Raw genomic sequence first — 12,805 nt, 5'->3', positions numbered from 1 at the left:
TCTAATGTCTGGCATGACTATCCTTTATTGGCGGTTATCATGTTATGTCATGCGTTGCCTTAAAACGCTATGAGATCTTTTGGTAAGATTTATCCATTCCTACACAAATTTCACTAGAATCATCCCGCTAAATGCGTTGTTTTTATAAAATTCTATGCGATAGATCCTTTCTTGCTTGTCCAGTGAAAAGCGTTTTTGAAAATCTTTAAATCTAATCGTATAGCCCGCTTCATTAGGCTTACTCTCATTAGAAACGCTAAAACCAATCACATTCGCGCGGATATTATCCATAGCATGGATATAAAAACTCTCTTTCACTTCAACCACGCTCCCTATCTTAACCATTTGATCCTTATTATCAATTTGCATTTTCACTTCTTCTAAAGAAGGATCAAACTCTATGTAAAAGGGTGATAATCGTGTCATGAGTTTGTTGCCGTATTTTAAAAACACTTCTTGTTTATTTTTGACTAGCCCCACAATGTAAGCGTTGCTCTCTATGGGGATTTGTGGGATTTTAGTGTTATTAGGTAAAGGGAAATGATTGAGTTTAGAGCGTAAGTTAAAAAGGGGCATTTTAGGCAGAGAGCTGATTTTTGCCCATAAGCTTTTATCATTGATTAGGGCATGCACGCTGTTAGGGTTAAGCTCAAAATCGCGCTTAAAAGGGATATTGAGTTGATTGAGTAAGCCTTCAATGGCTTGCAAATGATAAAACACCCTTGATGCCAAAGGGAGTTCTTTGCTGGCTTCATTGGCAAAAGCGCTCTTTTTTTGGTTGATCGCATAAAAAGTTAGGGCTTTTTGCATTTCTGTATCGCCTTGTGCGGTGTGCGTGTTTTTTAAATGATACTCCTCAATGGGGTGCAATAAATGGGCGTTGATGCTCTCAATCGTATTGTTTGCAAAAGCAAGCAAATTAGGGAATTTCGCCCCTTTAACTTCATCTTGATCAATGATAAAGCAATTCCCCCAACGCTTAGGATTGAGCGTCGCATCAATATAAATAGGGCGATAATACCCACCGCCATCATGCAAGTGCAAGACGGCATCCACGCTGGGTTTTGCAATCAAGGATTTGATTTCTTGGATAGTGGGGTATTCAGGGTCATTCTTGTCTAAAGCGGCAAATTTGCGGTTCATATCCCCATACAAGCCCCTATGATTTCTTAACATGGAAGGCTTATTCAATACGGGAACCACTTCCACCAAGCCTTTTAAAACGCTATAGTGCATTAAAAACAAATTAGCCGCATTAAACCCCCCAGGCTCATCGCCTTGAATCCCTGCTAAAAGCAACAAATGGGGGGCTTTGTCTTTATCCTTTGCATTTGTAGGGACTTTTTCTATCGTTTCTATCGCATGCAAAAACGAATACAAGCCCCACACTAAAAGCCATATTTTTTTCATCCAACCTCTCTCCTATTTGAAACTAAAAGATCGCTAATTATACCTAAAAACCTTTTTAAGGGTGTTTTTAAAGTTTTCATAAAAAGGAACGAAAAATGCTTGTGAATAATCAATTCTATTTAAAGGTTTTTTATGGATATTTTAAAAACTCTTCAAAAGCATTTGGGCGATGTTGAAACAAGCGATTTTAAAACCAATGCGGTAGAAAAATCCCAACAAATCGCCAAATTCAGTAGGGACATGAAAAATATAAACGAGAGCGTTGGAGCGTTACAAGTCTTGCAAATCGCTTGCAAAAAGCTTCTCAATAAGAGCATGGGTTTAGAAGATAAAGACGCTTTGCAAGCTTCTATCATTAAACAGGAATTGCGAGAAATTGTAGAAAATTGCCAGTTTTTAGCCTCCCCTTTGTTTGACACTCAGCTCAATATTGCAATCAATGATGAAGTTTTTTCCATGATTGTGGATAATCCGTTGGATTTATTGGAAAATGCGGGCGAATTTCAAGCTTATTTGGAAGAAAAATTAAACGAAATTAAGGAATTATTAGGTTATTTGAGCGAAAGCCTTTCAAACCCTAAAGCCTTTATGCCAAGTTTTTCAAAAAAAAGCCTTAAAGATTTGTTAAGCGATAATTTGAGGGCTTAAAATTCAGCCCTCTAGTTTAGAAAACTTGATTTTCCATAAAAAGAATGAGCCTAAAAACGCTATTACAAATAAGCCCACCAAGTAATAGCCCAAGTCTGTAAATTCTAGGCTTTGTAAGGCGTTTAAAAGGCGGTTTTCAAATTTTAAGTGGAGCTTCTCGCTAACGACTTGAAAAAGCTCAATCAAGCCGATAAAGAGCGCGATAAACACGCTTAAGGCCGTGATAGAGATATTGTAATAGATTTTTCTTAAAGGGGTTTTGAACGCCCAGTCATACGCCTTGAGCATGAACGCCCCATCTAAAGTGTCAAACAAACTCATGCCAGCGGCAAAAAGAATGGGTAAAGAGAGCATGCCCACCACACTCACTTTAATCGCACTGCTAGAGAGGGCCAAAAGCGCGATTTCACTAGCGGTATCAAAACCCAACCCAAAAAGAAAACCGATAGGATAAATATGCCACGACTTGGAGATAAAATTAAACAAGGGTTTAAAAAAGCGGTTGAGTAAGCCCCTACTCGTTAAGAGCCGCTCGATCTCTTCATTTTGTTGCTGGCTTAGGCTTTCATTAGAATGCGATTTTTTGAAGATTTTTAATAGATCTACTAAAATAATCGCATTCAATAGCCCTATAATGAGCAAGAAAAGCCCAGAAACTAAAGTCCCCACTACCCCCCCTATTTCTTCTAGCATCGGCGTATGCTCTTTAGCCCAAGCGATCGCAAACGCACTGATAATAGTCATTAAGATCACCACGCTTGAATGCCCCATAGAAAAGTAAAACCCCACGCCATAGGCGTTTTTGCCCTGTTGGGTGAGCTTTCTAATGGTGTTGTCTATGCAAGCGATGTGATCCGCATCAAACGCATGCTTTGCCCCGAGCATGTAAGCCATAGACGCCGCCGCATAAAACGAAGCATTATTAGCCATAAAAAGTAACGCTAAACCCAATGCATGCAAGAACACAATCGCTAAAAAATAAGGAAACCACAATTTCACAACGCGCCTTTTTGTAAAAATAATATTTTTTGAATAATTGTAATATATTTTGTTAAATTAGAAAATCTTAAGTTTTGTTTTTTGTTTATTTTCTGCGAATTGCCCTAGAAAATTTTTAAGGGGAATGAGAGATTTTGAGTTAAGATCAAGAACTTTTTTTAGTTCTTCATAATCTCCTTTATATTGATCTTTTATCTCAATCTCATCTCCATCTTTATCGTCAATGATAAGCTTTTTTTATTATTCTTTTTCTCTGTGTCCCATGTGTATTGGAAAAATTTTTCTAATCCAAGCGCTTCTAAATAGGCATACAACTTATTTTTTCTGATGTTTTTAATCGGTTTGCAATGTTCTGTCTTTTTAATACAATCCAAATATCCTTCAAAACAATTTATAAACTCTTTGTGTTTAGCAATTTCTAATAGTAGGGTTTCTAAATCACCATCATCTTGATTGTTGGGGAATAAAAAGATTTGTTCTTCTGAAATAGTTTGTTTCGATTCTGATACGATTTTTAAAATCTCTTTTTTATTACTCTCATAGTCTTTATCCGCATCAAAAATGATAAGTGTTTTATCGTATTTTTCAATTTCAAGCAATCGTTTAGATAGGTTATCTTTTCCATCTACATTTTGCACTTTAAAGTTTTTGATTGGAAATTTTTCTTGAAAATACAAATAAAGCAGATAAATTTCTAAAAAGAATCTATCGCTTGAACCTTCTACAAAAATCAGTATTTCTTTATCTGCCATTGAATGATCCTAATCTTAGTATGATGCTTTAGCCAAAAAGATTCTCTTCATTTTCAAAATAATATTCTAAATTTTCTCCATAATAAGTTCTTGGAATAACATATTGATCGTCTTGCTTAAGACAAAACAACTTAGTTTGATGTGCAAAATCCTTTTCTTTGATAACTTGATCTAAAATTTCTATAAATTCTTGGTTGTGGGTAGTCATAAACACTTGCAAATTACCATCTTTATTATTATTGATAAAATCAATAATATTTTTTAACAATAACCCCATGCGAGAAAAATGCAAGCCATTTTCTACTTCATCAATATAAATCGTTTTTGCGTTATCAACCATAAAAGCGCTTACAATATGCAAATATTTCTTCAAACCATCGCCAAACACAGATAGTGGGACTTTTTCTTTGATATTTTTCACTTTTAATTTGAGTTGGTTGTTAGCATTAAATCTAATAGCTTGAATGTTTTTATCAAATTGGTTAAGGCTTTTATTCAGCCTTTTTTCTAGTTGATTATCATCAAGAATCTTACCCACTGCTTGAATGATATTGGGATCCATAATATGGATAGCATTAGGATTCATAACATTTCGCTTACGAGCAACATCGCTAGGCGTTATGATGGCAGCACTTTCAAAGGGCAAAAGCTTCCGTGATAAATTAGGTTTGAAATTATTAAATTGCCTGTTGTAGCTTGACTGATTAGGAATTGGTGGAAAATTGTGAATTCTAGCGATATTTAAATAATCGTTATAGATTTCTTCTTTATCTTTTTTAAAAATAAACTTAAGTTGTGAGAACACTTGCGCTTGTTCTGCTGTGGGTATTATTTGCGACTCTATTGTATTTTGATATTCACTGGCTATGAATTTTATTTGCAAGTCCAAGGTCTGATTGTTATCTAAAGTTGTAACAATTTGTATTTCTTTCTCGGTGTCTAAACCATAAAACATTAGGTTTTTTGATTCTATGGTTAAAGGCTCTTTGCGTATATTGTCATAAATCTCTAATATATTGGCGCATGGGTGCATGGATTTTCCCACTAAACAATATAACGCCTCTAACAAATTAGACTTTCCCGCATTGTTTTCACCAGTGATAATGTTAAGCTTGGTAAAACCATCAATTTGAGTGTCCTTAAAAGTCTTAAAATTTTTAATGTGAACAGACTGAATCATTGAACCCCTTTATCCAAACAAAAATTGATGCTAAATTTTCATATTATAACGCATGCGATTACGAAAAAATTTAATAGGAAATAAATAAGAAATCATAAAAATAAAAGCATTATATAAATTATCCTATTTGGATTAGTTTTTCCCACCCAAAAATTTGATCCATTCGTCTCTGTCAATCAAAAGCACCTCGTTAGCTTGAGCCAGTTTTTGAGCGGCTTGCGTGAAATAGCTGTTGGTGATCACGCAAGCTTTTTCGCAAGCGTAGTAAGCTTTAGAAGAGACCACCTCTTGAATGGCTTTGGGCGAAACTTTATGCGAGTAGCGTTTGGCTTGAACCGCCCATTTGATGCCGTCTTTTTCTATAATCAAATCCGCTCCATAATCGCCGCTTTTTTGCGTGATGCTCACTTCAAAACCCTTTGAAGTGAAAAAGATTTTGGAATATTCTTCAAATTCAAAGCCGTTCATGGCGTCTATTTTTTGCAAAATGCGTTTGAGTTGGTGCTTCTTATACGAAGAGATAACGCCTTGAAAAAGCACTAACATGGAAAAAACGCCAAGAATTGCCAACAATTTTAAAAGCAAATCATTAGCTGAGGTTGCTAATTTCAATTCTAGGGCTTTTTCCAATAAAACATGCCAAATTAAATAAATCCCTACCGAAAACAAAATGACAAAAATAAAAAATACAATCTTTTTCATGCCTTAAAGCCACTCTGCATTTTCTATAGCGTTCAAACGCTTTTCTAAACCCTCCATAAGAGAATAGTAAGCCTTATTAAGGGCTTTGATTAAAGCGTTATGATAGGTTTTATCTTCTTGGGAAAAAAGAGAGGGGTTATCGCCCAAACGATTAGCGTAATAAACAGGCACGCTGAAAGCGGTGGGGATTAAAAGGGTGTCAAACGGGCAAGTCGTTTGCGGGACGCATTCTAAAATCAAGCTCGCTTGAAGGTTTAAAAAACGCATGACAGATTTAGGGTCAGCGTTAGGCTCAATCGTCTTTTTAAGCCTTTCTTTAATGGCTTTTAAATCTTTAGGACTCTCTTCAAAAGAAAAAAAAACATTGCCTGAAACATTGAAAGTGAAAGCGCTTTTATCTTTTAAAAAATAAGCGATTTGCTGGGTGAGCGCTTTTTTAAATTCCTTTTGGTAAAAGGGTGGCACAAAATGAGCGTTAAAAAAGATTTTAGGGGGGGTTAAAGTGGAAGCGGTTTTTAAAGGGCTGTTTTTGGGGTAATCTTTATATTTTAAATGCAGAGTCGTTTTGTTGAAAAACTGACACCCTAGTAAAACAAAAGCAACACCAACGCTTAAAATCCTTAGCATTCTGTCAAACGCCCATGCTCTAATTTCACATGCTTAGTGGCTAATTTAAGCGTGCTTGGGTTGTGCGAAATAAGAATGATCAAGCGGTTTTGTTTCAATTCTAAAATGCTTTGTTTGATGCTCTCTTCTGTGTGATTGTCTAAAGCGGAAGTGGCTTCATCAAAGATTAAAACTTGAGCGTCTTTATACAAAGCTCTTGCAATGGCGATTCTTTGGCGTTGGCCGCCGCTAAGATTAGCGCCAAATTCATCTAAAACGCTTTCTATCCCATGAGACATTTTTTCCACAAAATCTAAGGCTTGAGCTTTTTTTAGGCATTCTTTGATTTTTACCTCATCAATTTCTAAACCATACGCCACATTTTCAGCCACGCTCCCGTTAAAAATAAACACCCTTTGAGTAACAACGCTAATCTTTTCTCTTAAGGATTTTTGAGTGATGCTCTCTATTTTTTGATCATTGATGAAAATTTCGCCCTGGCTTGGCTCATAAAGGCGTAAAATCAGATTCACTAATGAGCTTTTACCGCTCCCGCTTTCGCCCTTTAAAGCAATGATTTCATTTTGTTGGAATTTCAAACTAATATCGCTTAAAACATAACGCTCTTGATTGTCTAGCGCATAAGCCAGCCATACCTTTTTAAATTCTATGGTGTGTATGGCGTTATTTAGCGTTAATTCCCCATCAACAATAGCCGGCTCTCTTTCTAAAATCTCATGGATCCTGTCGCTAGCGACTAAAGCTTCTTGAAAATTAGAAACAATCCTAGTTAAGCGTTTGATCGGCGTATAGAGCATAAAAAGGGCTGTGATGAAAGAAAAAAACGCCCCCACGCTAATATGGCCCCTAATCACTTCATTCCCCCCTAAATAAATCACTAACGCTATAGCGATTGAGCCTAAAAACTCCATTAAAGGCGAAGAAATTTCAGCCACGGCGATGTTTTTGATACCGATTTTAAAAAACGCTTCATTTTCTTTCACAAAAGCCTTATGCTCTAATTTTTCGCCATTAGAGATTTTAATCGCTTCCACATTGTTAAAGACTTCACTCAAACGAGCGGTGATTTTAGCGTTACTCTCTTGATGGGATTTAGCGAGTTTTTTAACCTTACGAATGATTTTACTGATAGGAATAGCAGCTAGCGGCATGATAACTAGCCCCACTAACGCTAATTTAGGGCTTTGATAGATCACCACCCCCACTAACCCGACAATCGTTAGCCCCTCCCTTATGCTCTCTGAAAGGTAATTGGACAAACTCGCTCTAATCAAACCTATATCATTGGTGATCCTTGCGATCAATTCGCCCTTTTTCGTCCTGTTAAAAAAATCCATTTCCATTTTAAGAAGGCTTTCTAGCATAGTATTGCGTATTTTTTTGACAATATCAAGCCCAATAAAGTTAGTGAAATAAGTGCCTAAATACATGCCCCCACTCTTACCCAAATACGCTAAGATCACTAAAAAAGGCAGGATTTTGAGCATGTGAGTGTCTTTATTGATAAAAATTTCATCTAAAGTGGGCTTGACTAAATAAGTCCCCCAAGCCGTGCTTAAAGCCACCACTAAAGAAGAAAATAAAACCACTATAAAACTTTTATAATGCTCTTTAAGGTATTTAGAATACCGCCTGAAAAAGAGTTTCAAATGCTTAACCTTTGGATTTGATTAAACTTGTATTATAGTGTTTTTATTAAGGGATTTTTAACGCTTTAATAAACAGCTTAAAGCTATTTATTAGAATTTGGCGCTAAGAGTTGTCATCAAATGGCTCCTGTCTGAATAAAGCGCTTTAGAGCCGGGCGTGGGCCTGTAACTCCCTACCGTAAAGCCTGAATGCGTCATCACGCCCAAATATTCTAATTTCACGCTCGCTGTCAAACTCTTACTGATCTTATAGCCCACATTAACAGCCGCGCTCGCTTCATTGGCTAAAGCACCGCTAGTCCAACGCCATAAAGTCCCCCACAGCCATTTTTTATGCACGCCTCCACCAAAAACCCAACCAGAGACGGCATCAGCGGTTACCAAATGGCTTAAGGCTTGCCCTATATCATAAACGCTATTGGTCCAAAAATCAATGCCTAAAGGGTTTCCTGTCGTGCCGATGTAAGCGTTTGCGTTTTTCCACACTTTATAAAACGCTCCCCCGAAATTAAATTCATTGTAATCAAATCGTTGCCTAATAAGCAAGCTTTGCCCGGCAGTGCCAGCCTTTATAGCGTAACGATAAGTATCCCTTCTTAAGGGGGCATGGACAGGGAGCAAAATATAAGCTTTTGTTTCGGATCTAAAGCCCACGCCATCAAAATTAGGGTTACTATCATAGCCTACAACCACCCCAGGGCTGTAATAAGTCCCGGGCGAAAATTGGAAAAAAGGGCTGACGCTAACCCCTTTTCTTTCATAAGTGTAATCCACTAAATGGATACCATAATTTAGAGTGCGCCCGTTTTTAATCACGGTTCTTGGAGAGTAAAAATCATAAATCCACTCCCCATAAGCGAACGCCCTACCCCATGAGCTAAACCACCATAATTTGTGGATTCCTTCATTTTTATCCTTGACTTTAGCGCTGATTTCAAAGCCTTGCGTGTAACCGCTCATATAAGGAGCGTTGGATTGGTAACGCCCTCCCTTAGCTAAAAAAATATCTTTATAGCGGTATTCTAAAAAAGCGTTATTCATCAAGTAATTACGGCGGATCTTATTGGCTCTAGCGTTCCCGCACGCTATAGAATCAATCACCTTGCCATCAGATCCAAGCGCGCACTCATGGATACTCGTGCCATCAAGCAAGGCTCTTTTACCCCCTAAATAGCCATCCCAATAACCAATGTAGTTATAAATAACCGATCCGCCTTGATTGAATTTAGTATCATCATAAGCGACCCCTCCTAGCGTGCCACCGATTTTTCCCTCTAAAACATGCCCTTGATCTTTAAGGCCTTTAGATAAAAAATCCGCATAAATATTGCCCTGACCTACAGCGGTTACAAAAGTCTCTGTAGGATAAATCCCCCTAGCTATGTCAATCTTTTTTTTATTAAAGCCAACTTTAGAAAAGGACTCCGCTAAAACTTCAATTTTATAATCAAACGCTTGCACAGAAGCGCTCAAACTCAAAACATATAACCCACAAAAAACTTTATTCTTTAAAGGCGCACTATTTTTCATTTTTTCCCTTTTAATAGCCAATACATCTTAAAGATTATACAATTCTTAACTGATCTAAAAAACAAAGAAGCGTAATCAAGCTATTTATTTACTTTTAATTAACTCAACTATTTTAGATTATAACGAAATTTTTTTAGTTTCATCATAAAATGAGATAGAGTAAATCAAAATTTAATCAAAGTGGGATTTTTGCACCGTTTTACAACCAAACCCATTTTTTTAAAAAATGCCAAAAAGCGTTTTTAAATTTGATAATCAATCTAATAGCAAAAACTCCAACACCGCCATGCGCATCGCTACGCCATTTTTGACTTGCTCTAAGACTTTAGATCGCTTGTCTTCTAACACCGCGCTTTCTATATCAATATCCCTATGCACCGGGCCTGGGTGTAAAATAATGACCTCTTTATTTTTAGCGTGATCATCTAGGCGTTTTTGGGTGATGCAATAAGCGTTGCCATAATCTTTCAAGCTCGCAAAAATGGGCGCGTTGTGCCGTTCGGTTTGGGTCCTCAAGCTCATTAAGATGTCAGCAAATCCTATCGCTTCTTCAATGTTATGCGTCGTTTTTAAAGAAGTGGTAGGGAGCATGGAGCTTGGAGCGCACAGCATGATCTCAAGCCCTAGTCTTTGGAGCAATTTAATGTTGCTATTAGCCACTCTGGAATTTTTCACATCGCCTATGAAAGCGATTTTCTTCCCTTTTAGATTTTCCAAACTGCCAAAATGCCGATAAAGGGTGAGCAAGTCTAATAAGGCTTGGGTAGGGTGAGCGCTTGTGCCGCTTCCTGCGTTAATCAAGGGGCATTGTGAAAATTCAGCCAATTTAAAAGGCGCGCTTGAAAAAGCATGCCGTGTGATGATAGCGTCAGGTTGCATGGCATGGATATTTTTAAAAGTGTCTATTAGAGTTTCACCCTTTGAAGTGGAGCTTGTTTGCATGTTTAATTTCACGATTTTTGCCCCCAATCTCAAGCTTGCGATTTCAAAACTAGACACCGTTCTGGTGGAATTTTCAAAAAATAAAGCCACGATGATTTTATTTTGCATTTTTTCTTTTGTTTCTAAAGATACGGCGTTAAAATCGTTCGCATAAACGCTCGCTTTTTTTAATAAAAGCTTGATTTCATCTAGGCTTAAATCGCTGGTTTGGAGCAAGTGTCGGCATTTTTTTGGCATAAAACCCCCTTTTAGTTATAATATAGACTTTATTTTAGCTAAAAATGGCATGGGTTTTAGCAAGGAATGGGCTTGAAAAATCTCTCAACACTTCTGGTGTTTTTATTCTTTTGTTTGGGGTGTGTGAGCAATTTTAATGAAGACACCTACACGCTAGACTTAGTTTTAGAAAAAAAGATCCAAGCCAGCAGAAAAGGCGAAATCACCAAAGATAATGTGCCTATCATCACGGCTATCGCTACGCATTTAAACGATGTGGATAGCGGCACTTACTATGACCATGAGTATTTTTTAGTGGAGATTTTCACGCAAAATAACGACTGGATAGATGATGGCTATATTTCTTATGAACTTTTTGGCACAAAACCTACAGGCTCAGAGCCTTTATGGGTGCGAGAAATCACAAAAGATGAATTTGATGGCATTTTAGAAACCACGAACAGGTGGAGTCGAGCTTTTTTGCTCGCTTTTAACAAATTGGATTATTTAGCGGTGCAAGAAGCCAAACTAGAGCTTGATGCCTATAGTTTGGGCAAGATTGTTTTTAATTTCGCTTATCAAGTCCCCTTGCCTCAATTTTAATGCGCCTAGATTACGCTTTATTCAACCAGCATTTAGCAAATAGCAGAGAAAAAGCTAAAGCGTTGGTTTTAAAAAATCAGGTTTTAGTCAATAAAGTAGTCATCTCTAAACCCTCTTTTATCGTTAAAGAGGACGATAAGATTGAGCTCATCGCTGAAAAACTTTTCGTTAGCAGGGCTGGGGAAAAATTAGGGGCTTTTTTAGAAACCCATTTCGTGGATTTTAAGGGAAAGGTTGTTTTAGATGTGGGAGCGAGCAAGGGGGGCTTTAGTCAAGTGGCTCTTTTAAAAGGGGCTAAAAAGGTGCTTTGCGTGGATGTGGGGAAAATGCAATTAGATGAGGGCTTGAAACAAGACAAACGCATAGAATGTTATGAAGAATGCGATATTAGAGGGTTTAAAACGCCAGAAACAATTGATTTAGCGCTTTGTGATGTGAGCTTTATTTCTTTATATTGTATTTTAGAAGCGATTTTGCCTTTAAGCGGTGAATTTTTAGCGCTTTTCAAACCGCAATTTGAAGTGGGCAGAGCCATAAAACGCAATAAAAAGGGGGTGGTGATGGATAAAGAAGCCATTTTGAACGCTTTAGAAAACTTTAAAAACCATTTAAAAACAAAGGATTTTCAAATCTTAAAGATCCAAGAAAGCTTAGTGAAAGGGAAAAACGGGAATGTTGAATTTTTTATCCATTTCAAGCGAGCCTGAGATTAAAAGCCTAGCTATCGGTAAATTTGATGGCTTGCATTTAGGGCATCAAGCCCTTTTTAAAAAATTAAAAGATCCCAAAGCCCTTTTAATCATAGAAAAAAAGCATTACACTAAAGGCTATTTAACCCCCCTAAAATACCGCGCCAAACTCGTTAAGATGCCTTTATTTTTTGTGTATTTAGAAGAAATTTCACAATTAAACGCCCTAGATTTTTTAGAGCTTTTAAAAAAGAAATTCCCCCATTTAGAACGCCTAGTCGTGGGCTATGATTTCAGGTTTGGGCATGGGAGGCAAAATGACGCTTTATTTTTAAAAGAGCGTTTTGAAAAAACCATTATTGTGCCTGAAGTGAAAGTCCAAAACATTAGCGTGCATTCTAAGATGATCAAACTAGCCCTAAGTCATGGCGACTTATCTTTAGCTAACAAGCTCTTAGGCAGGCCTTATGAAGTGTGTGGGGAAGTCATTAGCGATCAAGGCTTAGGGCATAAAGAATTAGTTCCTACTTTAAATATCAAAACTAAAGATTTTATCCTCCCTAGCTTTGGGGTGTATGCGAGTTTGGTGAAAATAAAGGATCCAATTTATCAAAAAAGCGTGAGTTTTATAGGCAATCGCTTAAGCACGGATCACAATTTCGCCATAGAATGCCATGTTCTTGATGCCATCATAGAAAAACCGCCCAAAGAAATCGCTTTGCGTTGGGTTCAAAAAATACGAGACAACATGCGTTTTAATTCATTAAAAGAGCTTAAAAATCAGATCCAACAAGACATCTTAAGAGCCAAAGAGATTTTGAGATAATTTGTGTTAAAATGGCTTTCAAAAACCTTAAA

Annotated in this window: 12 protein-coding genes and 1 pseudogene; 4 read left to right on the top strand and 9 right to left on the bottom strand. The window is 37.1% G+C overall.

Annotated elements, in window-relative coordinates:
* Nucleotides 1-99: 99 nt before the first annotated feature.
* Nucleotides 100-1,410 carry a DL-carboxypeptidase Csd4 gene (gene csd4 / locus H7N67_RS02185; RefSeq protein WP_187938898.1) on the bottom strand — a complete coding sequence of 437 codons (1,311 nt, stop codon included), beginning with the start codon at nucleotides 1,408-1,410 and terminating at the stop codon, nucleotides 100-102.
* Nucleotides 1,411-1,542: 132 nt separating this feature from the next.
* Here csd4 and H7N67_RS02180 point away from each other — a divergent pair, with 132 nt between their 5' ends.
* Nucleotides 1,543-2,058 (top strand): flagellar FLiS export co-chaperone, encoded by a 516-nt coding sequence (locus H7N67_RS02180; RefSeq protein WP_187938897.1) that lies wholly within the window; start codon nucleotides 1,543-1,545, stop codon nucleotides 2,056-2,058.
* 3 nt (nucleotides 2,059-2,061) lie between these two features.
* Here H7N67_RS02180 and H7N67_RS02175 read toward each other — a convergent pair whose 3' ends face one another.
* The 8 genes and pseudogenes from H7N67_RS02175 to pyrB form a co-directional block, all read right to left on the bottom strand.
* Nucleotides 2,062-3,057, bottom strand: a complete 996-nt coding sequence (locus H7N67_RS02175) for a HoxN/HupN/NixA family nickel/cobalt transporter (protein WP_000780448.1) — start codon at nucleotides 3,055-3,057, stop codon at nucleotides 2,062-2,064.
* A gap of 57 nt (nucleotides 3,058-3,114) precedes the next feature.
* A pseudogene (locus H7N67_RS02170) lies at nucleotides 3,115-3,809 on the bottom strand (DUF3226 domain-containing protein).
* 28 nt (nucleotides 3,810-3,837) lie between these two features.
* On the bottom strand, nucleotides 3,838-4,989 hold the full coding sequence (locus tag H7N67_RS02165) for an AAA family ATPase (protein ID WP_187938896.1): 1,152 nt from the start codon (nucleotides 4,987-4,989) through the stop codon (nucleotides 3,838-3,840).
* A gap of 132 nt (nucleotides 4,990-5,121) precedes the next feature.
* Nucleotides 5,122-5,691 carry a restriction endonuclease gene (locus H7N67_RS02160; RefSeq protein ID WP_187938895.1) on the bottom strand — a complete coding sequence of 190 codons (570 nt, stop codon included), beginning with the start codon at nucleotides 5,689-5,691 and terminating at the stop codon, nucleotides 5,122-5,124.
* Nucleotides 5,692-5,694: 3 nt separating this feature from the next.
* A complete protein-coding gene (locus H7N67_RS02155; RefSeq protein ID WP_187938894.1) occupies nucleotides 5,695-6,318 on the bottom strand; it encodes a neuraminyllactose-binding hemagglutinin family protein in 624 nt (207 codons plus the stop codon).
* Complete coding sequence (locus H7N67_RS02150) at nucleotides 6,312-7,967, bottom strand: ABC transporter ATP-binding protein (protein WP_187938893.1); 1,656 nt, start codon at nucleotides 7,965-7,967, stop codon at nucleotides 6,312-6,314. The genes H7N67_RS02155 and H7N67_RS02150 overlap by 7 nt, the downstream gene beginning before the upstream one ends.
* Before the next feature lie 90 nt (nucleotides 7,968-8,057).
* Nucleotides 8,058-9,497: an outer membrane beta-barrel protein HofB gene (gene hofB / locus H7N67_RS02145; protein WP_187938892.1), complete on the bottom strand. Its 1,440-nt coding sequence runs from the start codon at nucleotides 9,495-9,497 to the stop codon at nucleotides 8,058-8,060.
* 255 nt (nucleotides 9,498-9,752) lie between these two features.
* On the bottom strand, nucleotides 9,753-10,676 hold the full coding sequence (gene pyrB / locus H7N67_RS02140) for an aspartate carbamoyltransferase (protein WP_187938891.1): 924 nt from the start codon (nucleotides 10,674-10,676) through the stop codon (nucleotides 9,753-9,755).
* A gap of 66 nt (nucleotides 10,677-10,742) precedes the next feature.
* On the opposite strand from pyrB, the gene H7N67_RS02135 reads away from it, so the two are divergent.
* From H7N67_RS02135 to H7N67_RS02125, 3 genes are read left to right on the top strand one after another with little or no spacing between them, the layout of a single operon-like run.
* On the top strand, nucleotides 10,743-11,258 hold the full coding sequence (locus H7N67_RS02135) for a hypothetical protein (RefSeq protein ID WP_045005447.1): 516 nt from the start codon (nucleotides 10,743-10,745) through the stop codon (nucleotides 11,256-11,258).
* Nucleotides 11,258-11,965, top strand: coding sequence for a 23S rRNA (cytidine-2'-O)-methyltransferase TlyA (gene tlyA, locus H7N67_RS02130; RefSeq protein WP_187938890.1), 708 nt, complete (start codon nucleotides 11,258-11,260; stop codon nucleotides 11,963-11,965). Before H7N67_RS02135 ends, tlyA begins: the two co-directional genes overlap by 1 nt.
* Entirely contained in the window at nucleotides 11,931-12,773 is an 843-nt protein-coding gene (locus tag H7N67_RS02125) for a bifunctional riboflavin kinase/FAD synthetase (RefSeq protein ID WP_187938889.1), read from the top strand. Before tlyA ends, H7N67_RS02125 begins: the two co-directional genes overlap by 35 nt.
* Nucleotides 12,774-12,805 lie beyond the last annotated feature (32 nt).

Origin of the sequence: Helicobacter pylori (assembly GCF_014498195.1) — a bacterium.
GTDB classification, from domain to species: Bacteria; Campylobacterota; Campylobacteria; order Campylobacterales; family Helicobacteraceae; genus Helicobacter; species Helicobacter pylori_DO.
The sequence above is the reverse complement of the archived record's forward strand: the minus strand, read 5'-3'. Positions and strand labels throughout refer to the sequence as shown.

Excerpts from the sequence above, each read along its gene's own strand:
- csd4 (WP_187938898.1), bottom strand. The coding sequence starts at position 1,410 with ATGAAAAAAATATGGCTTTTAGTGTGGGGCTTGTATTCGTTTTTGCAT.
- H7N67_RS02180 (WP_187938897.1), top strand. The coding sequence starts at position 1,543 with ATGGATATTTTAAAAACTCTTCAAAAGCATTTGGGCGATGTTGAAACA.
- H7N67_RS02165 (WP_187938896.1), bottom strand. The coding sequence starts at position 4,989 with ATGATTCAGTCTGTTCACATTAAAAATTTTAAGACTTTTAAGGACACT.
- H7N67_RS02160 (WP_187938895.1), bottom strand. The coding sequence starts at position 5,691 with ATGAAAAAGATTGTATTTTTTATTTTTGTCATTTTGTTTTCGGTAGGG.
- H7N67_RS02155 (WP_187938894.1), bottom strand. The coding sequence starts at position 6,318 with ATGCTAAGGATTTTAAGCGTTGGTGTTGCTTTTGTTTTACTAGGGTGT.
- hofB (WP_187938892.1), bottom strand. The coding sequence starts at position 9,497 with ATGAAAAATAGTGCGCCTTTAAAGAATAAAGTTTTTTGTGGGTTATAT.
- pyrB (WP_187938891.1), bottom strand. The coding sequence starts at position 10,676 with ATGCCAAAAAAATGCCGACACTTGCTCCAAACCAGCGATTTAAGCCTA.
- H7N67_RS02135 (WP_045005447.1), top strand. The coding sequence starts at position 10,743 with ATGGGCTTGAAAAATCTCTCAACACTTCTGGTGTTTTTATTCTTTTGT.
- tlyA (WP_187938890.1), top strand. The coding sequence starts at position 11,258 with ATGCGCCTAGATTACGCTTTATTCAACCAGCATTTAGCAAATAGCAGA.
- H7N67_RS02125 (WP_187938889.1), top strand. The coding sequence starts at position 11,931 with ATGTTGAATTTTTTATCCATTTCAAGCGAGCCTGAGATTAAAAGCCTA.